This is a genomic window from Actinoplanes oryzae, assembly GCF_030757795.1.
Classification (GTDB): Bacteria; Actinomycetota; Actinomycetes; order Mycobacteriales; family Micromonosporaceae; genus Actinoplanes.
On record NZ_JAUQWH010000058.1, the window covers coordinates 26996 to 48249 of the forward strand.

A 21254-nucleotide genomic window follows, 5' to 3' on the forward strand; every position below is an offset into this window, starting at 1 on the left:
CGCCCGGAGCCGGCCTCGCCCCCGGCCGGTCCGAGCTGGCCTCGCCCTTCGCCGGTCGGCCCGGGCTGGCCTCACCCTCTTGGATGGCCCGGGCTGGCCTCACCCTTGGACGGCCCGGGCTGACCTCGCTGCCCGGCGCCCGGACAGCGGGCACGAGCTACCGGCGCGAGCGGAGCCCGAGCTGCTTGCGCCAGCGGAACCCGAGCTTGCTCCACGACAAAGGGGCCGTCCCGTGGACGGCCCCTTCAACGTTTTCGGTTCAGCGGATCAGGCCGACCCTCTCCGCCCAGCGCTGCTCAAGTCAGCGCCGCACCGGTCAGGTCAGCACCGTGCAGGACAACGCCGCGCCGCTCAAGTCAGCGCCGCTCAAGTCAGCGCCGCGCCGCTCAAGTCAGCGTCATGCGCGCAGATCAACGCCGCGCGGGTCACCACCGCACGGGTCAGCGACGTGCGCGGAGCCAGAGGACCGGGCCGCTGAACAGGTAGGCGGCGACGGCGAGGATGAAGGTGACGCGCGGGTCCACGAGCGCGCCGACGACCGGCAGCACCAGCACCCACGGCGGCAGGCGGAAGAGGCGGGCCAGCTTCACGTAGGGGAAGCTGGAGACCATGGCGAACGCGAGCAGCGCGACGCCGCCCAGCAGGGCCAGGCCCGGGATCGGCAGGCCGATCAGCACCGTGACGGCGAGGACCGCGGCGACCCAGGTGGTGGGCACGCCGGAGAAGAACTTGCCGTCCTTGGGCGAGACGTTGAAGCGGGCCAGGCGGATGGCGGCGCACCCGGCGACCAGGCCGCAGGCGATGACGGCGGCGGCGGTGGGGACGGTGCCGGCCAGGGAGGCGTAGACCACGACGGGCGCGGCCAGGCCGAAGGAGCACATGTCGGCCATGGAGTCCATCTGGGCCCCGAAGGGACTCGAGACGCCGAGGCGACGGGCCAGGGCGCCGTCGAGGCCGTCGAAGGCGACGCAGGCCACCAGGCAGGCGGCGGCGATGCGGGGCTCGCCGTTCATCGACAGGAAGATGGCGAGCATGCCGAGGCCGATGCTGGCCAGGGTGCAGGCGTTCACCAGGGCGAAGCTGACGCGCCGGCGGGCCGTCCGCTCGCCTGGGAGCAGGGCGCCGTCGGACGCGAGACCGGCCGCCGGCGGCTGCGCCATGGCGGCGGGGCCGTGGCTGGCGGGAGCGACGGTCGAGTGGCCGCGGCCGGCGAGCGGGACGAGATCGGTCCCGACGTGGATCACCTCGGCCCGAGTGGCCGTGGCGGCGCGCCCGGTGAGATCACCGGGCCGGCGGCCCACCCGCACCAACAGGGCCTGCCGGGCGAGACTTCCGCCGCGGCGCAGCCGGCCTGCCCAACGACGTCCGGCGGGACGGGGACTATCCGTCGTACGACGCCGGCGCCAAGGGGTTCTCGGCACGTGCTCCTCCATCTTGGGGTCGGTCTCCCGCCCGGCTGACAGCCTGCGGGGTGGTGCTCCTTCGCCCGTACGCCTACGGACCGTGATTCGAGCGGGTTACACAATCGCACAGCCGGACTCTTCTTGGCGAGATGCCGACCGGCCGTCATGTGCAACGGCGTTTTGTGGAGTTTTCATCCTCCGTGCCGGGCGAGGAGGCGCGTTCACTGCCTGGCCCTGTGACGAGTCTAACCGGTCCTGCCGAGGCCGATCACCGTTGAGCCTTTTCGTCCGCGAGCCACCCGAGGGCCCGCGCAGTGATGTCCGTCAGCGGCAGCGCCTTCGCCTCCTCGGCGCCGAACCACCCCGCCGCGGCGGTGGAGCCGCCGGCCGCCTCGACGACGACGGGCGGCGTGGGCCGGTCGACAATCACCCTGAACAGCACGCGGACGACATGCCAGTCGACGGGTACGCCCTCCGGCCCGAGCGCCGCGGGATCGTGCCTGTGCGAGGTCGCCAGCAGCCGCGTCACCCGGCCGTGCTGACCGGTCTCCTCGAGGAGCTCGCGCGCCAGCGCCGCCTCCGGCTGCTCCCCGTGGTCGGTGCCGCCGCCGGGCAGGTGCCACAGCCCGGCGCCGGGATAGCCGGGCGCGATCCGCGTGAGCAGCATCCGGTCGTCCGGGTCGGTGACGAGACCGTACGCGCCGAAGCGCTGGTTCCCCCGTACGGGTGGCTCGTCCGGCTTGTCCGGAACGTCGGACGGAGTGACCGCCCGCCCGAGAACACCCGCAGTGAACGGCATCAGCGGCAGATCATCACTGACCGTGACCCACGTCACCCGGTCGGTCGTGCCCGCCACTTCGTCCCGCAACGTCCCGCCGACGACCTCGACGGCGTAGATGATGCGATCGGTGTGCTCCCACGCGTCGGTGCCGGGCAGCCGGAAGACGTCGGCCGTGACCGAGTGGAGGCCGGCGATCCGCACGTCGAGCCCGGTCTCCTCGGCGAACTCGCGCACCACCGTGTCGTTGGGGTCCTCCCCCTGCTCCACGCCGCCGCCGGGCAGCGTCCACAGGCCCGGGAACGCCGACAACTCCGAGTTGTGGGCGAGCAACACCCTGCCGGATTCATCCCGGCAGAGGCCGTACGCCCCGATCCGTCTGACCTTCACCCGTACGAGATTAGGCCCTGCCTCCGGAGAAGCAGGGCCGCGTCCGTCAGCTGAGACCGGCCGCCTTGAGCGCCTCGGCGGTGACCTCGGTGACCTCGTCGTCGCCGAACTTGCGCACGTCGTCGAGCGCCATCCAGCACGCCTCCGAGGTCGAGCCGCCGACGTCGTGGATGACCACCTCGGTGGGCGCGTCGACGATCACCCGGTAGTACGCCCGGACGCCGTGCCAGTCGATGGGATAGCCCTCGGGCCCGAGCGAGGCGGCGTCCCGGTGGCTGGCCACGCCGAGCAGCTCGACGAGCCGGCCCGCCTGCCCGGTCTCCTCGACGAGCTCCCGGATGAGCGCGGTGCCGGGCTGCTCGCCGTAGTCGGTGCCACCGCCGGGCAGATGCCAGCGGCCGCCGCCGGGGTAGCCGGGCGCGATCCGGGTGAGCAGGAGGCGGTCGTGCGGGTCGGTCGCGATGGCGTACGCGGCGAAGCGCTGCGACCGGTGCAGCCCGTCCGGGCCGGGGTAGGCGTAGAACGACGGGAAGTCGGGGACCACCTCGGGCGGGATGTCCTGCACGGCGGGCAGGTCGAGGGCGGCCGCGGTGAAGGCCCGCAGGCGCAGCTGGGCGGCCTCCTCGAGGGTGCACCAGCGGACCAGGTCGGTGGGCTGCCCCACGCGGTCCACCAGGGCGCCGCCCCGGACGGACACCTCGTAGATCAGGCGGTCGGTGTGGATGGTGACGCCACGATGCGGCACCGCTCTCATGTCGGCCAGCACGTCGCGCAGCCCGGTCACCGTGACGGACAGGCCCGTCTCGGCGGCGGTCTCGCGGACGACGGTGTGGTTCGGGTCCTCGCCGTGGTCGACGGCGCCACCGGGCAGCGACCAGACGCCGGGCGTGCCGGAGCTGGCCGAGGCCCGGACCAGAAGAACGCGGCCGTGCGGGTCGGTCGCGACTGCATATGCCGCAATCTTGCGGAGCGGCTCCAACGCGGGGGTCACGGGCGGCATCTTGCCCGGTTTATGTTAACTCCGGGAAACGTCTGTCGGATTCCTGACAGGGCGACAACGGAAAGTAATCGCAGTTCAGGGCGTGTCTTCGCACTGAGCGCAGGCGGTATGTAACACACAGCAAAGCCCCGAATCATGCCAAGATCACGCGGTGCGACGATCGCCCAAAAAGGACAGATGGGCGCCCCGGGCGGGGCACCCATCGATCAAACTCACTGCCGCGGACCGCCGCTGACGGGCGCTTCCGACGCCGGCGAATCGGCCGGCGACGGGTCGCCCGGCGCGGCGGCGGCCGGCGCGGCGGCGGCCGGCGCGGCGGCGGCCGGCGACGCATCACCCGGCGTGACGGCGGCCGGAGAGGCAACGGGCGGCGTGGCAGCGGCCGGAGAGCCGGCGGCCGGAGAGGCGGCGGGCGGCGTGGCAGCGGCCGGAGAGCCGGCGGCCGGAGAGGCGGCGGCCGTCGGCGGCGCGGGGGGAGTCAGGTCCGAGGGCGTCACGAAGCCGCCGGCACCGCCCGCACCCGGCGTGTACGGCTGACCCCACCCCGGATCGGCCGGCTCCCGCCACGCCGGGGCCGCGGGCGCGACCTCCTCCGGGATCAGGAACCACATGACCGGGTACGCGACCAGCGCCACGCCCCACGTCACCACGGCCACCACCGCGAACCCGACCCGGACCAGCACCGGATCGATCCCGAAGTACCGGCCGACGGCGCTGCACACCCCGGCCACGATCCGATCGTCGAGCGGCCGCCGCAACTGCCGGTACGGAGCGACGCCGGGAGCACCAGAACCAGGAGAAGTAGTCATGTCCCCAGGCTGCGGCAAGGGCGGCCCCGAAAACCTCGGTGACCGCCCCGATACGACCCTGAATTACCGGGTCACTCCCACTCGATGGTGCCCGGCGGCTTGGACGTGACGTCGAGGACGACCCGGTTGATCTCGCGCACCTCGTTGGTGATGCGGTTGGAGATCTTCGCGATCAGGTCGTACGGCAGGCGGGACCAGTCGGCGGTCATCGCGTCCTCGGACGAGACCGGGCGCAGGACCACCGGGTGCCCGTACGTGCGGCCGTCGCCCTGCACCCCGACGCTGCGCACGTCCGCGAGCAGCACGACCGGGAACTGCCACACATCCCGGTCGAGCCCCGAGGCGGTGAGCTCCTCGCGGGCGATGAGGTCGGCGGCGCGCAGGATGTCGAGCCGCTCGCGGTCGACCGCGCCGATGATGCGGATCGCCAGGCCGGGGCCCGGGAACGGGTGACGCTGCACCATCTCCTCGGGCAGGCCCAGCTCGGCGCCGAGCGCCCGGACCTCGTCCTTGAAGAGGGTGCGCAGCGGCTCGATCAGCGCGAACTGCAGGTCGTCGGGGAGGCCGCCGACGTTGTGGTGCGACTTGATGTTGGCCGTGCCGGTGCCGCCGCCGGACTCGACGACGTCCGGGTAGAGGGTCCCCTGGACCAGGAACTCGATGTTGCGCTCGGCGTCGAGCTCGCGGGCGGCGCCCTCGAAGGTGCGGATGAACTCGCGCCCGATGATCTTGCGCTTCTGCTCGGGGTCGGTGACGCCGGCCAGGTGCCCGAGGAAGACGTCGGACGCGTCGACGACCTTGAGGCGGATGCCGGTGGCCGCGACGTAGTCCTTCTCGACCTGCTCCGCCTCGCCCGCGCGCAGCAGCCCGTGGTCGACGAAGACGCAGGTCAGCTGGTCGCCGACCGCCTTGTGCACGAGCGCCGCCGCGACCGCCGAGTCGACGCCGCCGGAGAGCCCGCACATGACCTGCTTGTCGCCGACCTGAGCGCGGATCGCGGCGACCTGCTCGTCGATGATGTTCGACGGGGTCCAGGTGGGCTCGATGCCCGCGATGTCGTAGAGGAAGCGCTCGAGCATCCGCTGCCCCTGCTCGGTGTGCGCCACCTCGGGGTGGAACTGCACGCCGGCCCGGCGGGTGGCGAGGTCCTCGAAGGCGGCGACGGGCGCGCCCGGGGAGGAGGCGGTCACCGTGAAGCCGGCGGGCGGCTCGGCGACCGAGTCGCCGTGCGACATCCAGACGGGCAGGTCGGCGGGGAGCTCGCGGAGCAGCGTGCCGGCCTCGGTGGCGGGCGCGAGCAGGGTGCGGCCGTACTCCCGGGAGCCGGTGTGCGCGACCGTGCCGCCGAGCGCCTGCGCCATCGCCTGGAAGCCGTAGCAGATGCCGAAGACGGGCACCTCGTTGGCGAAGAGCGCCGGGTCGAGGATCGGGGCACCCGGCTCGTACACACTGGACGGTCCGCCGGACAGGATGATGGCCGCCGGGTTCTTGGCGAGCATCTCGGCGATCGGCATCGAGTGCGGGACGATCTCGGAGTAGACCCGCGCCTCCCGGACCCGGCGGGCGATCAGCTGGGCGTATTGGGCGCCGAAGTCGACGACCAGAACAGGGCGCGGTGTACTCATGGCGGGCAAGTTTACCGGTACCACTTGCGGGCCGGCGTCAGCGCGACGTTGCCCGCTTTGTCATAGGCGCGCACGCGTACGGTCATCGATGCGCCGAACTTCCACGTCGGGACGGCGAACCGGCGCGCGCTCCCGGCGTACCGGCTGATGGTCTTGCCGTTGACCTGCAGTTCCAGGCTCCGGATGCCGCTCGCGTCGGAACCCGTCGCGGCGAGGTACTTGGTCTTGCGCACCTGGTGCGTGCCGGAGGCGGGACCGCCGGTGACCCGGACCGCCGGGGCCCGGTTGTCGACGCGGACGCGGCGCGTGGTGGTCGTCACGTTGCCGCCGCGGTCGGTGGTCCGCAGGCTGAGTGCGACCGTGCCGGCGAAGCCGGTCGTACGCCACGAGAAGGCGTAGGGCGCGGCCCGGTCGACGCCCACGACCTTGCCGTTCGCGAGCAGCTCGACCTTCGTCACGGAGACGTTGTCGGTGGCCCGCGCGGTGACCGAGGCCGTGCCCCGGACCAGCGCGTTGCCCGACGGGCTGAGGAAGGAGGCGGTGGGCCGCGTCACGTCGGTGGTGAGCGGCATCGACCGCGCGATGTCCAGCGCGGCGGCGGCGTCGATCCGTCCGGCGCCGGCCCAGCCGCCCGGCAGCGCGTCCGCGGTCGAGGTCAGCGCCGTTCGGATCGCCTCCGCGCTCGGCGTCGGGCTGGTCGACCTGAGCAGTGCCGCGACGCCGGAGACGAACGGCGTCGCCGAGGACGTGCCGCAGAACTCGCCCACCGCACCGGTCCGGGCCTGCGCCGGGTTGCAGCCGGGGGCGGCGATGTCGACCCAGCTGCTGCCGTAGTTGGACCACTTGTACCGCTTGTCGTTCTGGTCGGAGCCGGCCACGGCCAGCGCCGCCGGGACCGCCGCGGGATAGTGCGGGGTCGCGACGCCGTCGTTGCCGGCCGCGGCGATCACCAGGGCACCCTTGCCGGTGGCGTAGTTCACGGCATCCGTGAAGAGCTGGCTCGCCGAGCCGCCGCCCAGCGACAGGTTGATGATGTCGGCGCCGTGGTCCGCGGCCCAGCGGATGCCCTCCGCGATCACGCTGTAGTCGCCGAAGCCGTCCGAGCCGAGCACCTTCACCGGCAGGATGCGGCAGGTCCAGCAGACGCCGGCGATGCCCGTCGTGTTGTTGCCGGCGGCCGCGACGACCCCGGCCGCCATCGTGCCGTGGCCCTGGTCGTCGGAAGCGTCGTCGTCGTTGTTGACGAAGTCGTGCCCGGGCAGCAGGCGACCGGCGAGATCGGGGACGGCGCTCACCCCGGTGTCGACCACGGCGACGACCGTGCCGCTCGAGCCGCGCGTCGTCTCCCACGCCTGGTTGACGCCGGTCTTCGTGACTCCCCACTGGCTTCCGTAGTACGGGTCCCTCGGGGTGATCACGGACATGCGGGCCACGTGGTCCGGCTCGACGTACGCGACGGCGGGGTCGGCCCGCAGCGCGTCGGCGGCCTCGCTCGCCTCCCCCGCGGGCACCTCGACGCTGACGGCACCGGTCAGCTCGGTGCTCCCGAGGACGTCCACCTCGCGGTCCAGTCCGGCGACGACCGCCTGTCCCCCGCCGCTGCGCAGCCCGACGACCAGGGACACCGGCTCGGCCGCCGCCCGGGCCGGGGTGCCGGCGAGCCCGAGGCCGCCGGCGAGCAGGACAGTGGTCACGACGCGAACGATCATGGACCCACGGTCGGCAACAACCGGCGTAACTGTCGGACCGGGCGGGTTGCGGTCAGGTTGCGTTTCCCTTGAGCGCCCCTTGACGCTTCTTTGACGCAGCACGGCCCCGGGCAGGTCGCCCGGGGCCGTGCAGGCAGTGCTGGGTCAGCGCTTCAGCGTCCGCGTTCCGGACAAGTGCACATTGCCCGCGTAGTCGACCGCCTTGAACTGCACCTTGAACGTCGCCGGCTGCGCGGAGGCCTCGAAGGTGAAGCTGTAGGGCTTCGTCGTGTCGGTCTTCTTGACCTTGCCGTTGATCAGCAGGTCGACCCGCTGAATGCCGGTCTCCAGGTCGTACGCACCGGCCTCCACCGTGACCTTGCCCTTGACCTTGGTGTTGCTCGCCGGGGCGGCGGCGATCCACACGGTCGGCAGAGTGTTGTCGACCGTCAGGTAACGGGTGGCGACCGCCACGTTGCCGGCCTTGTCGTACGCCCGGACGGTGTAGTTCGCCCGGCCGTTGGCATGGGTCTTGGTGTTGTAGCCCCACTGGAACGGCGCCGTCATGTCCCGCGCCTGGTACTTGCCCTCGACGTAGAAGTCGACGTAGCGCACGCCGGACCAGTTGTCACCGGCGGTGGTCTTCAGCGTGACGGTCCCGTGCACCCGGGCGCCCTGGCCCGGCGAGGTGATGCTGACCGTCGGCACGGTGCCGTCGGTCGTCATCGTCAGCGCCTTGGCGTCGTCGAGCAGACCGAACTTGGCCCACCCGTTGGCCGGGATCGTGTGGCCGGACGAGAGGATCGCGCGCTGCAGCGACCAGCCGTTGTAGTTGGGGTGCACCGACTTCACCAGCGCGGCCGCCCCGGAGACCATCGGCGCGGCGAACGACGTGCCGCTCCAGATCTCGTAGGCGTAAGTGCCCTTTTTCGGGTCGTTGGGGTAATCCTTGTTCGGGGTGTAGCCCAGCACGAGGTCGTCGCCGGGCGCGCCGATGTCGACCCAGGTGTCGCCCTTCTTGTTGTAGCTGGAGTAGCTCGCCTTGGTGTTCGTGCCCCGGGCGGTGGCACCGACGCCGAGCACCTCCGCGTAGGCCGCCGGGTACATCTTCGTGGTGGCGTACGGGGCCTTGGTCCGGCCGCCGTTGTTGCCCGCCGACGCGACGACCAGCGCGCCCTTGGCCTGGGCATAGATGACGGCGTCCTGCAGCACCTTCGCGCCCGAGGCGCCGCCGAGCGACAGGTTGATGACGCTGGCGCCCTTGTTCGCCGCGTAGGTGATGCCCTTCGCGACGTCGCTCCAATAGCCGTTGCCCTTGGCGTCGAGCACCTTGACCGGGATGATCGTGCACTGCCAGCAGGAGCCGGCCATGCCCACCTCGTCGTTGCCCCGCCCGGCGATCAGCGACGACACCGCGGTGCCGTGGCCGTTGTTGTCGGTGGTGTTGCTGGTGTTGCTGACGTAGTTGTAGCCGGTCGTCACCGCGTTCGCGATGTCCGCGTACTTGTTGACGCCCGTGTCCAGCACGGCCACCTTGACGTTCGACCCGGTGGTGGTCTGCCACGCGGCGGGGAGCTTCACCCGGTCGACCTCGGGCTGGTAGCCGAAGACGTATTCCGGGTCGTTGGGGCGGACGTCCTGGGTGCTCGCACCCTTCTGGTCCACCTCGACGTACTCCACGCCCGGCTGCGCGCGCAGCGCGGCCATGACCACCGACTGCTTCGACGCGGGCACCTCGAGCGTGCGGGCGTTGAGCGAGGCCAGCGCCTCGCGCGCCTGGGCGACCAGGTCGGTCGCCTTGCCACCGAACGCGGCGGCAGCCTTGACGGCGGCGGACGAGTCCACCCCGTCCTGAAGCCCGACGACCAGCCGGACCTTCGTCTCGTCTGCGGACGCCCCGGGCTGCGCCGCGACCGCGCCGGCCGCCACGACACCCAGGGACAACGCACCGGCGATCGCACGCCGGGCGATGCGCTTGTTCAAAGCTCGTGCCTCCCGTGTCCGATCCGCCCACCGGGCGGGTCGTGGCGGTCAGCGTAGAGGGGTTTTCACGTTAATACGGCACCGTTCCATCCTCCGGGAAAGCGAGCCGTCGACCTGGGTGGCTAGATCGCTTACTGTTCCAGCATGCGGACGAGGCCGATACTTTGGACAGCGGCCGCGGCCGTCGTCGTGCTGCTGCTCACCGGCGCGGGCATCGCCTGGTCGCTGCGGGGCGAGAAGCAGCCGGACCGGCCCACCGCATCATCTTCGCCGTCACCCTCGCCGTCCGCCAGTCCGTCCCCGCCGCCCCCGTCGCCCGGCGCGGACATCACCGGCCCGCTCGACCTGCTGCTGATCGGCGTCGACACCCGGGTCAGCATCCCCGACTGGCAGCCGCACTCCGACGCGATCATGCTGCTGCACGTCGAGTCCGGCCTGCGCAGCGGCTATCTCTACTCGCTGCCCCGCGACCTGCGCGTCGACATCCCCGGCTTCGGCCGCCACAAGATCACCGAGGCGATGAGCAACGGCGCCAAGGTGCCCGGAACCGACAAACCGGACCCCGCCCGCGGGTACGAGCTCCTGGCGCGCACGATCTCCGCGTACACCGGGATCAAGAAGTTCGACGCCGGAGCCGTGCTGACCTTCGGCGGCCTGAGCCGGCTGACCGACGCCCTCGGCGGCGTGACCCTGACCATCGACCGCAAGGTCACCTCGATCCACAAGCAGCCCGACGGCAGCAACCGCACCCTGGTCCCCGGCGGCGGCGACTACACGGGTCCACAAGCGACCTACCTGCCCGGCACCCGGAAACTTGTGGGCTGGCAGGCCATCGACTACGCCCGGCAACGCTACGGCCTGCCCAACGGCGACTACGACCGGCAACGACACCAGCGCCAGCTTGTCCGCGCCCTCCTCGACCAGGCTTCGCGCGCGGGGCTCGCCACCGACCCCACCACCCTGCAGCGGGTGATCACGGCGCTCGGCGACTCGGTCCTGCTCTCCGGCGACAGGACCCCTCTGGAGTACGCGTACGCCCTCCGCGACCTGGCCCCCGCGAACCTCACCCTCGTCGACCTCCCGGGCCGCTCGGTCTTCAGCAACGGCGGCTACATCGGCGAACAACTCGACCCGCTCGCCCGCGACTTCCTCAAAGCCGTCGCCGCCGGCCGTCCCGCCCCCTTCCTCGCCAAGCATCCCGACCTGATCAACAAGTAGTCACGGCGCCGGAATCCGCCGGCGACAGACGTGCGGGTGCGACCGGCGCCGACGGAGATCGTCGCCGCTCATTCCTCAGTAGGTCGGGCGGTACGGGCCGGTCAGCCAGACGTCGAAGAAGCGGTCGAGGTCCTGCCCCGACGCGCGTTCCGCGGCGGCGACGAAGTCCGCGGTCGTCGCCGTCCCGTACGCGCGGCTCGCCGTCCACGATCGCAGCAGGGCGAAGAACGCGGTGTCCCCGATTCGGCGGCGCAGCGCATGCAACGTCATGGCGCCCCGGTCCGCCGCCATCTCCGAGTCGAGGGCGTCGGCGCGCCCGGGGGCGTAGGCCGGGAAGGCCTGCCACGGGAAGGTCTCGTAGCGCTGGCTCACCTCGGCCTCGACGGTCGCGCCGCCGTCGTGTTCGGTCCACATCCAGCGGGCGTACCTGGCGAAGCTCGTGGCGAGCCACGCGTCCTCCCAGGTGCGCGGGGTGACCGAGGCGCCGAACCATTGGCCGGCCAGGCCCTCGGCGACCGCGGCCGGGCCGGTCGGGCGGCCGAGCGCCGTGGCAGAGAAGGCCGGCCGGGTCTGGGCCGGGAGTCCCCGCGCGGCGTAGGGGTCCGGGAGCACCACGGCGCCGTACGAGCTGAACGGGTAGGGACCGAAGCGCCGCGCCAGCCAGTCGGCGATCTTCGCGGCCCGGTCGAGCGCCGGCTGGTGGGCGGAGCCGGCCGGCACGGCCACGACCATGGGCTTGCCGGCGTGTCTCAGGGTGCTCACCTGGTACCGGCCGACCAGGAGGAAGGCCGCCGAGGGGGCCATCGGCCCGGACTCGGACCAGCGCCAGGTGGTGCGCTTGTCCCTTGTGGAGCGCTCGCCCGGCATGCCGTTGCTGACGGCGGCGACGCCCTCCGGCACGGACAGCTCCACGGCGAAAGCCGCCTTGTCGGACGGGTGGTCGTTCGCCGGGAACCAGGAGCTGGCCGACGCGGGCGCGGTCGGGGTGTAGAAGCCGCCGGGCAGCTGCCGGACCGGGATGCGGCCCGGCTCGGTCACTGTGCGGTCCCCGGGGACCAGGGCGCCGCCGTAGTGCACGACGATCGTGAAGGGGCGGTCCGCGGGCAGCGAGGCCCGTGGGGTGACGGCCAGCTTGGCGCCGACGACGGCGTCCGCCGCGGGCCGGCCGTTCACGGTGACGCTGCTCACGCGCAGCCGGCTCAGGTCGAGGAAGAAGCTCTTGAGCTCCTCGGTGGCGGTCGCGGTGATCGTGGCCGTGCCGGAGAGCCGGCGGCGGGCGGGGTCGACGCGGAGCTTCAGTGCGTACTTGCGGACGTCGTATCCGCCGTTGCCCAGGGCGGGGAACGCACCGTCGCCGAGCCCGGCGGATCCGGCGACCGGGCCGGTGGTGGGCGTGACGGCGGGGGCCGCCGGGGCGTCCGCGGCCGGGGTGTCGCCGGCCGAGCATCCGGCCAGCGCCAGGACGACCGCGGCCACCACCACACCTCTCACACAGATAAGACGGGGGTCAGGGGTGTTTTGGTTGAGCCTTTTCTTGCAGCCACTCCCGGAAGAAGCCGGAAAGGTCCCGGCCTGAGGCTTTTTGGGCCGCCGCGACGAACTCCGCGGTCGTCGCATTGCCGTTTCGGTGCTCCGCCGCCCACGACTTGAGCAGGGCGAAGAACGTGTCGTCGCCGATCGTGCGCCGCAGCGCGTGCACCACCATCGCCCCGCGCTGGTAGACCGCGTCGCCGAAGAGCTGGCCGGCGCCCGGGTCACCGGTCGGCACCCGCCAGTCGAAACCCTCGTAGGCCGCGTCGAACGCCTGGTCGGTGGTCCGCTCACCCTGGTGCTCGGCCCACAACCATTCCGCGTACGTGGCGAAGCCCTCGTTGAGCCAGATGTCCTGCCACCGTTCGAGGGCCACGCTGTCGCCGTACCACTGGTGGGCCAGCTCATGGGCGACGACCGAGGCGTTGGGCCCCCCGGTGAAGAAGACGTTGCCGTAGACCGGGCGGGACTGGGTCTCCAGCGCGTAGCCGACCTTCGTGTCGTCGATCACCACCCCGCCGTACGCGTCGAAGGGGTAGGGCCCGAACCGGGTGGCCAGGAAGTCGGCGATCTCCCCGGTCAGCGCCAGGGACTTCGCCGCGGGACCCGTCGCGGGCAGCGACTCCGGCATCGCGACGACCATCGGCTTGCCGGCGTGCGTGGTGGTCGTCACCCTGTACTGCCCGATCACGACGGTGGCGAGATAGCTGGCCATCGGGTCGGCCTCCGCCCAGCGCCACGTGGTCCAGCCGCCGGCGGTCGTCCGTTCGCCCGGCACGCCGTTGCTGATCGCCTCGATGCCGTCCGGCACGGTCATCGCGAGCTTCCACGTGGCCTTGTCGGACGGGTGGTCGTTCACCGGGAACCAGCTGCTCGCCGACTCGGGCTGGCCGAGGGCGAACGCGCCGTCCTTCGTGCGCTGCCAGCCGCCCACGCCCAGCGTCTCGTTCGTGAGGGGCTGCGGAATTCCCGCGTACGCCACCACGACCGTGAACGCGGCACCGCGGGCGATTCCGAACGCCGGCGTGATCACCAGCTCGTTCTTGTCCGCCCGGCTCGTCGCCGCCCGGCCGTCGACGGTCACCTTGCTCGCCGTCAGCGTGGCCAGATCAAGATTGAGCCGGGACAGGTCCTGCGTCGCCGTGGCGGTGATCGTGGCCGTGCCCTCGAGGCGCCCGCTCGCCGGGTCGAAGCGCAGGCTCAGGTCGTAGCCGGCGACGTCGTAGCCGCCGTTGCCGTACGTCGGGAAATAGGGATCGCCGGCCCCCGCGGCACCCGGCGCGAAGCTGGCCGCCGCGGACGGACCGGCGCTGCTGCTCGGCGCGGCGGCCCGGGACTCGTCGCCGCCGTCCGCCGTGCATCCGGCCACCAGCAAGGCGACGGCCGTCACCGCCACGATCCGCACCCGCATCCGCGCCCCCGCTCCCGTCGGCAGCCACCTCCCCGGCCCTCCGCAGGAGAGACCCACGGCCGCTCCCCGGCGCTCCGCAGGAGAAACCCACGGCCGCCCGCCGGCGCTTCGCAGGAGAGACCCTACGTCGCCGGGGTGAAAGGCGGCCGCAAGGTCACTTGTCGAGGACGAGCGCCACCTTCTGGAACTCCTTGACGTCGCGGTAGCCGCACTTGGCCATCGCGCGGCGCAGGCCACCGAAGAGGTTGAGCTGCCCGTCGGGCCGGTCGGCGGGACCGTAGAGCAGCTCCTCCAGGGTGCCGTCCGGCTCGCCGGCGATGCAGAAGCCGCCGCGGGGCAGCTGCGGGTGGCTGGCCGCCGAGTGCCACCAGGCCCCGCCCGCCGGGGCGCCCTCCGCCAGGGACAGCGGCTCGCCGAGCATGACCGCGTCGGCGCCGCAGCCGATCGCCTTCGCGATGTCGCCGGAGGTGGAGATGCCGCCGTCCGCGATGAGGTGCACGTAACGGCCGCCGGTCTCGTCGAGGTAGTCCCGCCGGGCGGCCGCCGCGTCGGCGATCGCGGTGGCCATGGGCACCCGGATGCCGAGCACGGTGTCGGTGGTCGACCACTCGTCGGCGCCGACGCCCACGATCACGCCCGCAGCGCCCGTGCGCATGAGGTGCAGTGCGGTCTTGTAGTCCGTGCACCCGCCCACGATGACCGGCAGGTCGAGGTCGGCGATGAACTCCTTGAGGTTGAGCGGCTCGTCGGTCGTCGACACGTGCTCGGCGCTGACCAGCGTGCCCTGGATCACCAGCAGGTCGACGCCGGCGTCCAGGATCACCGGGGCCAGCGCGAGCGTGTGCTGCGGCGAGACCCGCACGGCGACCGTGACGCCGCCCTCGCGCATCTCGCGGACCCGCTCGGCGATCAGCTCGGGGCGGATCGGCTCGGCGTAGACCTCCTGCAGCCGCTTCGTGGCGTCGGCCTCCTCGTCGAGCGAGGCCAGCTCCTCGAGGATCTTCGTCGGGTCCTCGTAACGGGTCCACAGCCCCTCGGCATTGAGCACGCCCAGGCCGCCGAGGCGGCCCAGGGCGATCGCCGACTTCGGGCTCATGGTCGCGTCCGAGGGGTGCGCGACGCAGGGAATCTTGAACGGGTACGCATCCACCTTCCACTCGGTGGACACGTCGTCCACGTCGCGGGTGCGGCGGCTCGGGACGATCGCGATGTCGTCCAGGTGGTACCCGCGCTGGGCGGTCTTGCCGAGACCGATCTCCACTACGTCACGCATGATTCAGAGGCCCTCTTGTTAGCGGGAGTGATAGTTGGGGGCTTCGACGGTCATCTGGATGTCGTGCGGGTGGCTCTCCTTGAGCCCCGCCGCGGTGATCCGGATGAGCTGTCCCTTCTCCTGCATGTCCGGGATCGTCTCGGCACCGACGTAGCCCATCGCCGCGCGCAGGCCACCGACGAGCTGGTGAGCGACGCGCGACAGGGGACCACGGTAGGGCACCTGTCCCTCGACGCCCTCGGGGACCAGCTTGTCCTCGGTGACGTCCTGCTGGAAGTAGCGGTCCTTGGAGTAGGACTTGGCCTGGCCGCGGGACTGCATCGCGCCGAGCGAGCCCATGCCGCGGTAGGACTTGAACTGCTTGCCGTTGATGAAGATGAGGTCGCCGGGGCTCTCCTCGGAACCGGCCAGCAGGCCGCCGAGCATCACGCTGTCGGCGCCGGCCACGATCGCCTTCGCGATGTCGCCGGAGTATTGGATGCCGCCGTCGGCGATGACCGGGACGCCCGCCGGCTTGCAGGCGCGGGAGGCCTCCATCACGGCCGTGATCTGCGGCACGCCCACACCGGCGACGATGCGCGTGGTGCAGATGGCGCCGGGCCCGACGCCGACCTTCACCGCGTCGGCGCCGGCCTCGACGAGGGCCTTGGCCCCCGCGTAGGTCGCGATGTTGCCGCCCACGATGTCGGTGGTGGTGTCCTTCTTGAGGCGCGCGACCATCTCCAGCACGGCGCGCTGGTGGCCGTGGGCGGTGTCGACGATCACCACGTCCACGCCGGCGTCGATGAGCGCCCGGGCCCGCTTGTAGGAGTCGTCGCCCACGCCGACCGCGGCGGCGACGCGCAGGCGGCCCTGGGCGTCCTTGGCGGCGTTCGGGTACTGCTCGCTCTTGGTGAAGTCCTTCACCGTGATCAGCCCGCGCAGCCGGCCGGTGCCGTCGACCAGCGGCAGCTTCTCCACCTTGTGCCGCTGCAGCAGGGCCAGGGCCTCCTCCTTGCTGACCCCGACCTCGGCGGTGATCAGCGGCGCCTTGGTCATGACGTCGCGCACCTTGGCCGACTGGTCGGTGACGAAGCGCATGTCGCGGTTGGTGACGATGCCCACCAGCACGCCCTCGGCGTCGACGACCGGCACGCCGGAGATGCGGTAGCGCCCGCAGAGCTGGTCGACCTCGCGCAGCGTGTCGTCCGGGCTGCAGGTCACCGGGTTGTTGATCATGCCCGACTCGGAGCGCTTGACCAGGTCGACCTGCGACGCCTGGTCCTCCAGGGACAGGTTGCGGTGCAGCACGCCGATGCCACCCTGGCGGGCCATGGCGATCGCCATGCGCGCCTCGGTGACCGTGTCCATCGCGCTGGACAGCAGCGGGATGGTGAGCTCGACGTTGCGCGTCATGCGCGTGATCGTGTTGACCCGGCTCGGCACCACGTCCGATTCGCCTGGCTGGAGAAGAACGTCGTCGAACGTCAGACCGAGAGGAACGGTGCGGGCGGAGTCAGTTTCCACAGATCATCCCTAGAGAAGAGGCGGAGTGGTCCATCCTACCTATCCGCGCGCGGTACCCGACGGGGCGGACAGCGCGTGCGGGCCAGCACACATTGCCGCGTGGTGGGTACGGTAGACGCGTGCAGGATGAGCCGATCGACCCGTTCAGCGGCGACCCCACCGACCCGGCCGCGGGACTCGACGACCTCACGGAGGACGCCGAGCAGGATCCGCTGACCGAGGCCGAGCGGCGTGACGTCCTCGAGGACCTCTCCGACCTGGAGATCTACCAGGCTCTGCTCAGCCCGACGGGCATCCGCGGGCTGGTCATCGAGTGCGAGGACTGTCACGAGCCGCACTATTTCGACTGGGATCTGCTGCGGGGCAACCTGCGGCACCTGCTCTCGTCGGGGCGCCCGCGGGTGCACGAGCCCGCCTACGATCCGGATCCCGATCACTACGTGACGTGGGAGTACGCCCGGGGTTACGCCGACGGCGTCCACGACACGCTCACCGAGGGCTCGGACGACACCGAGTAAGCCGCGCCACACCACCGCAGCGGTTCCCCATCGCGCTCGACCTGTCCTGTCCGTGGAGTGCGGAGGCGGCGGTTGGGGAGATCGGTCGCACCCACTAGCCGTATATACATCTCATCGGTATATTCCTCGGCCATGACTGCTCCGCTGCGAGAACCGACGTTCCTCGTCCTCACGGCCCTGGCCGAGGAACCACAGCACGGGTACGCCGTCCTCGAGGACGTGGCCCGGATGACCGGGGGCCGGGTGCGGCTGCGCGCCGGCACGCTCTACTCCGCCCTCGACCGGCTCCGGACCGAGGGGCTCATCGAGGTCGAGCGCGAGGAGGTCGTGCAGTCGCGGCTGCGGCGCTACTACCGGCTGACCGGGCTCGGCGAGAAGCTCCTCGCGGCCGAGTCGGCCCGGCTCCGGGAGCAGGCGTCGCTCGCCGAGGCCCGGCTGCGGACCCGGCACCAGCTCGGCGGGAGTCCCGCATGAGCGACCACGCGCTCGAGCTGCGCTACCGCCGGCTGATGATGGCCTATCCGGCAGCCCACCGCCGGGAGTACGAGGACGAGATGCTCGCCGTCCTGATGACCGGCACCCGTCCGGGACAGCGCCGGCCGTCCCTCGGCGACGCCGCCGACCTGCTCCGGGCCGGTTTCGCCGCACGGCTCGGCCAGGGCCTCCGCGCCGTCCGGGGCGAGGCGTGGCGCGACGCGGCAGCCGTGGCCGGACTGCTCGGCGCGATGGTCTTGGCGTTCGCCCCGCTCCGGCGACTGGCGGCCGGCCTGGGCGCGCTGCGCGTCTACGACCAGGCCTTCACCGCCGCCCAGCTCGCCGAGGTCGGCGCCCGGGCGGCACTGTGGCTGCTCGTCGTGGGTGCCGCGCTCGCCGGCCTGCGCCGGTCGGCGGCCGCCTTGGGCGTGACCGCACTGGCCGGCGAGGTCGTCGCCATCGCGATCCAGGTGCCCGGCGAGGAGTTCCGCATCGTCCGGATGCTCTGGGTGTTGATCTTCGGAGCGCTCGTGGCCGCTCTGCTCACGCTCGCGCGACGCGGCCGGCGGGCCACCTCGGTCCTGAGCCGGCGCGGCCTGCTCCTGCTCCTGGCGCCGGTGGGACCGTTGCTCGTCCTGGCCGCGCTGGTCCTGGCCGACGCGGCGGGCACCTTGGCCTGGCTGCGGTGGACCCGGGTCCTCGGCCTGGTCGCCGTGCAGGACCTGCTGCTCGCGGTCGCGGCCGCCGTGCTGCTGGCAGCCGTGTGCCAGGCACCGGGCCGGGTGCGCGACCGCGTGCTGGTGCTGCTGACGGCGTTCGTCACCGTGCCGCTCGCGCAGGGCTGCGCCGAGGTCGCGACCGGCACCGCCTTCGAGCTGGACCTGACCGCGGGCGCCCTGCTGGCAGCCGTCGCCCTGGTGGTGGGCCTGCCCGTCGTGACCACCGGCCTGGCGCTGACCGGGCTGTGGGCGCGCGACAACCTCCGGGTCACCGCGCGCCCACACCGGAACAGCTAGGCGACCAGCCCGGCGCGGAAGCCGGCGGCCACGGCGTGCGCCCGGTCGCGCGCACCGAGCTTGCGGAAGAGCCGCCGGGCGTGGGTCTTCACCGTGTCCTCGGACACGAAGAGCTCCCGCCCGATCTCCGCGTTGCTCTTGCCGTCGGCCATCCCGCGCAGCACCTGCAGCTCGCGCTCGGTCAGCGTGAGCCGCCGGCCGGCCGGAGCCGCCTCGCCCACCCGGCTCTCGTTGCCGGGCCAGGCCAGCGGCCGGCCGGTGGCCGGGTCGATGTCCGGGCCGTCGCCGCGCTGGGCGGGGACCATCGGGTTGGGCAGGACGGCCGGGATGCCCGCCGCGTTCGGGGTGCCGGCCATGGCCATCCCGTCGCGGTGCAGCCCCCGGGCGGCGGCCGAGTTGTTGTTGCGCCCGGCCTGCCCGACGGCGGCCGGCTGGGCGTTGGCGCCGTTGATCGGCATGCCCTGCGGGCGTACCGGCAACAGCAGCAGGAGCAGCGCCTTGGCGACCACACTGACCAGGTCGTGCTCGACTCCGCGGATGACGCCGCGGGCGCCGGCGGCGACCGTGGCGGCGGCGACCCGGGGGTCTTCCGCGCCGAAGAGGACGACCTGTGCCTGCGGGGCGCGGGCGAGCACGCGCCGGGTGAAGCCGACGCTGTCGGGACGGGTCACGGCGGTGTCGGCTAGGACGACCTCGGCCGGCCGCTCAGCCAGACGGATCATGGCTTCGGTCTCGCTCACCGCTGTCCGCACGACACCGGTCATGCCGAGCCGGGCCGCGGTGGACGCGACGGTCTGGGCCGCCAGTGGGGTACGGACGCACACGAGGACGGTACGCACAGTGATCCTCCTTCTCTCTCAGAGGAGATCACGCGAGGGCCGCAGCATTACGCGCTTTAGATGGAAAAAATAGGAAACATCGGTACTGGTTGTCGGCCCGATGGGATACGGCCGGCGAAGACATCGACAAGTCGTGTGTGATCCGGCGCTTGCCGGGGTAGATGGGCGGCAGGCCTGAGCCAGGGCCCTCACGACAACACTCCGCGGTGCCGCGCGGGAGGAGGGTGTTGATGTCGAACGTTCGCAGACTGCCGGGCCCCATCGCCGACCTTTGGGATTGGCAGCGACTCGGCCTGTGCCGGGGCCGGGACAGTGCCCAGTTCTTCCACCCCGACGGCGAGCGCGGGTCGTCCCGCAACCGCCGCGAGGCGAAGGCCAAGACGATGTGCGGTGCCTGCCCGGTGCGGGCGGAGTGCGCTGCACACGCCCTGGCGGTCCGTGAACCGTACGGCGTCTGGGGAGGTTTGACCGAAGCGGAGCGGCTGCGGCTGCTCGCGGTCGGCTGGGAAGACCTTGCCGATCGGACTCACGGGCGCGTCGACCTCGCCCGCCTGGAGGCCCGCCTCGGGCGGCCCCACAAGACGGCGGTGCCGGCACAACGGCAAGCACCGGCGGCCTGACGACGTCCCGAGCGCGGCATCACCACACACCTGGCAACGCGGTCCCCCGAGGGGTGCCGCGTTGCTTCGTTCTGCGGCACGTCAGCCGCGTTCGTGGACATGCAAGCCACCGTATGAGCGAACTTGTCCGGGTCGTCGCACCGAAAGTGCGGCTTTCGCGTGACACGGTGTCACGCTCTTGACAGTTACCGACCGTGCCCCGCGACAGTTATCCGGCGCGCAGTGAAGCGGTCACCGATGGTGCGAGCGTCAGCCCACTGACAACGAGACGGTGTGCCAACCGGTCGCGCCGTCCGGGGCAGGCGGCGCCTCCTGCTCGGTCTGCACCTGCCCGGCCTTGTCGGTCGCCCGCACGCGCAGCCGGTGGTCCCCCGCCGTCGCCGCCCACCTGTACGACCACTGCACCCACGTGTCGTCCGACACCGCGGGAGCCAGCGTGGCCGCCGCCCAGGGCTGATCGTCCACCTGCACCTCGACCTTCGCGATGCCCCGGTGCTGCGCCCAGGCCACGCCCGCGACCACCGTCTCGCCCGCCGGCCGCGAGGCGCCGTCGCGGGGGGTGTCGATCCGCGACTCGGTCTTGATCGGCCCCTGCGCCGACCAGCCCCGCGGCACCCAGTACGCGTCGAAGTCCGCGAACCGCGTCAGCTCGATCTCGGTGATCCACTTGCAGGCGGACACGTAGCCGTACAGGCCGGGCACCACGAGCCGGGCCGGGAAGCCGTGCTCGACCGGCAGCGGCTCGCCGTTCATCCCGATGGCGAGCAGGGCGTCCCGGCCGTCACGCAGCAGCGCGGTGGGGCTGCCGCACGTCCAGCCGTCCCTCGACCGGGCGACCGCCTGGTCCGCCTCCGGCAACGGGTCGGCCTCGTCGAGCAGGTCCTTGAGCGACGTGCCCAGCCACAGTGCGTTGCCGATGAGGTCGCCACCGACCTCGTTGGAGACGCACGCCAGCGTCACGTAGCGCTGCACCATCGGCCGCTCGAGCAGCTGCGCCCAGGTGAGCGTGATCGGATTGCGCACCATCCCGTGGATCCGCAGCTCCCAGGTGCCGGGATCGATCTGCGGCGGGTAGAGCGAGGTGTCGATCCGGTAGAAGTCGCGGTTGGACGTCACGTAGGCGGTGGCGCCGGCACCTCGCGGCCGCCCACGGCCACCACGTCGCCGGGCCCC

At 72.2% G+C, this 21254-nt stretch carries 18 protein-coding genes and 1 pseudogene; 5 read left to right on the forward strand and 14 right to left on the reverse strand.

Annotation, left to right across the window (positions count from 1 at the left end; genetic code table 11):
- Window positions 1–316 precede the first annotated feature (316 nt).
- From RBH18_RS44145 to RBH18_RS20175, 8 genes and pseudogenes are all read right to left on the reverse strand, one after another.
- Window positions 317–379: pseudogene (locus RBH18_RS44145) on the reverse strand (pentapeptide repeat-containing protein); the annotation flags it as partial.
- A 61-nt stretch (window positions 380–440) separates the two neighbouring features.
- On the reverse strand, window positions 441–1346 hold the full coding sequence (locus RBH18_RS20145; RefSeq protein ID WP_306210046.1) for a CDP-alcohol phosphatidyltransferase family protein: 906 nt from the start codon (window positions 1344–1346) through the stop codon (window positions 441–443).
- A gap of 325 nt (window positions 1347–1671) precedes the next feature.
- On the reverse strand, window positions 1672–2571 hold the full coding sequence (locus RBH18_RS20150; protein ID WP_306210019.1) for an NUDIX domain-containing protein: 900 nt from the start codon (window positions 2569–2571) through the stop codon (window positions 1672–1674).
- Window positions 2572–2617: 46 nt separating this feature from the next.
- Window positions 2618–3562 carry an NUDIX hydrolase gene (locus RBH18_RS20155; RefSeq protein WP_306210020.1) on the reverse strand — a complete coding sequence of 315 codons (945 nt, stop codon included), beginning with the start codon at window positions 3560–3562 and terminating at the stop codon, window positions 2618–2620.
- A 221-nt stretch (window positions 3563–3783) separates the two neighbouring features.
- Window positions 3784–4380, reverse strand: coding sequence for a PspC domain-containing protein (locus tag RBH18_RS20160; protein ID WP_306210022.1), 597 nt, complete (start codon window positions 4378–4380; stop codon window positions 3784–3786).
- A 71-nt stretch (window positions 4381–4451) separates the two neighbouring features.
- Window positions 4452–6005 carry a glutamine-hydrolyzing GMP synthase gene (gene guaA, locus RBH18_RS20165; protein WP_306210024.1) on the reverse strand — a complete coding sequence of 518 codons (1554 nt, stop codon included), beginning with the start codon at window positions 6003–6005 and terminating at the stop codon, window positions 4452–4454.
- Between the two features lie 11 nt (window positions 6006–6016).
- Entirely contained in the window at window positions 6017–7714 is a 1698-nt protein-coding gene (locus tag RBH18_RS20170; protein WP_306210025.1) for a S8 family serine peptidase, read from the reverse strand.
- Window positions 7715–7858: 144 nt separating this feature from the next.
- Window positions 7859–9676, reverse strand: coding sequence for a S8 family serine peptidase (locus RBH18_RS20175; protein ID WP_306210026.1), 1818 nt, complete (start codon window positions 9674–9676; stop codon window positions 7859–7861).
- Between the two features lie 144 nt (window positions 9677–9820).
- On the opposite strand from RBH18_RS20175, the gene RBH18_RS20180 reads away from it, so the two are divergent.
- Window positions 9821–10894, forward strand: a complete 1074-nt coding sequence (locus RBH18_RS20180; protein WP_306210027.1) for an LCP family protein — start codon at window positions 9821–9823, stop codon at window positions 10892–10894.
- Between the two features lie 75 nt (window positions 10895–10969).
- On the opposite strand, the gene RBH18_RS20185 is transcribed toward RBH18_RS20180, so the two are convergent.
- The 4 genes from RBH18_RS20185 to guaB form a co-directional block, all read right to left on the reverse strand.
- Entirely contained in the window at window positions 10970–12370 is a 1401-nt protein-coding gene (locus RBH18_RS20185) for a M1 family metallopeptidase (protein ID WP_306210029.1), read from the reverse strand.
- A gap of 31 nt (window positions 12371–12401) precedes the next feature.
- A complete protein-coding gene (locus RBH18_RS20190; RefSeq protein ID WP_306210030.1) occupies window positions 12402–13835 on the reverse strand; it encodes a M1 family metallopeptidase in 1434 nt (477 codons plus the stop codon).
- Window positions 13836–13989: 154 nt separating this feature from the next.
- Window positions 13990–15108 (reverse strand): GuaB3 family IMP dehydrogenase-related protein, encoded by a 1119-nt coding sequence (locus RBH18_RS20195; RefSeq protein WP_306210032.1) that lies wholly within the window; start codon window positions 15106–15108, stop codon window positions 13990–13992.
- A gap of 18 nt (window positions 15109–15126) precedes the next feature.
- The gene (guaB, locus tag RBH18_RS20200) at window positions 15127–16614 is read right to left on the reverse strand and encodes an IMP dehydrogenase (protein ID WP_306210033.1); all 1488 of its coding nucleotides are present in this window, start codon (window positions 16612–16614) and stop codon (window positions 15127–15129) included.
- A 119-nt stretch (window positions 16615–16733) separates the two neighbouring features.
- Here guaB and RBH18_RS20205 point away from each other — a divergent pair, with 119 nt between their 5' ends.
- The 3 genes from RBH18_RS20205 to RBH18_RS20215 all read left to right on the forward strand — a co-directional run bounded on the left by RBH18_RS20205 (window position 16734) and on the right by RBH18_RS20215 (window position 18622).
- Window positions 16734–17132 (forward strand): DUF5319 domain-containing protein, encoded by a 399-nt coding sequence (locus RBH18_RS20205; protein WP_305789807.1) that lies wholly within the window; start codon window positions 16734–16736, stop codon window positions 17130–17132.
- Between the two features lie 132 nt (window positions 17133–17264).
- A complete protein-coding gene (locus RBH18_RS20210; RefSeq protein WP_306210034.1) occupies window positions 17265–17606 on the forward strand; it encodes a PadR family transcriptional regulator in 342 nt (113 codons plus the stop codon).
- A complete protein-coding gene (locus RBH18_RS20215) occupies window positions 17603–18622 on the forward strand; it encodes a hypothetical protein (RefSeq protein ID WP_306210035.1) in 1020 nt (339 codons plus the stop codon). The genes RBH18_RS20210 and RBH18_RS20215 overlap by 4 nt, the downstream gene beginning before the upstream one ends.
- On the opposite strand, the gene RBH18_RS20220 is transcribed toward RBH18_RS20215, so the two are convergent.
- Entirely contained in the window at window positions 18619–19461 is an 843-nt protein-coding gene (locus RBH18_RS20220) for a response regulator transcription factor (RefSeq protein WP_306210037.1), read from the reverse strand. The genes RBH18_RS20215 and RBH18_RS20220 overlap by 4 nt on opposite strands.
- A gap of 230 nt (window positions 19462–19691) precedes the next feature.
- Between RBH18_RS20220 and RBH18_RS20225 the strand changes: the two genes are divergently transcribed.
- Complete coding sequence (locus tag RBH18_RS20225; protein ID WP_306210038.1) at window positions 19692–20081, forward strand: WhiB family transcriptional regulator; 390 nt, start codon at window positions 19692–19694, stop codon at window positions 20079–20081.
- 249 nt (window positions 20082–20330) lie between these two features.
- Here the strand turns inward: RBH18_RS20225 and RBH18_RS20230 are convergent.
- On the reverse strand, window positions 20331–21254 hold a 924-nt coding region (locus RBH18_RS20230), incomplete at its 5' end, for a molybdopterin-dependent oxidoreductase (protein ID WP_306210040.1).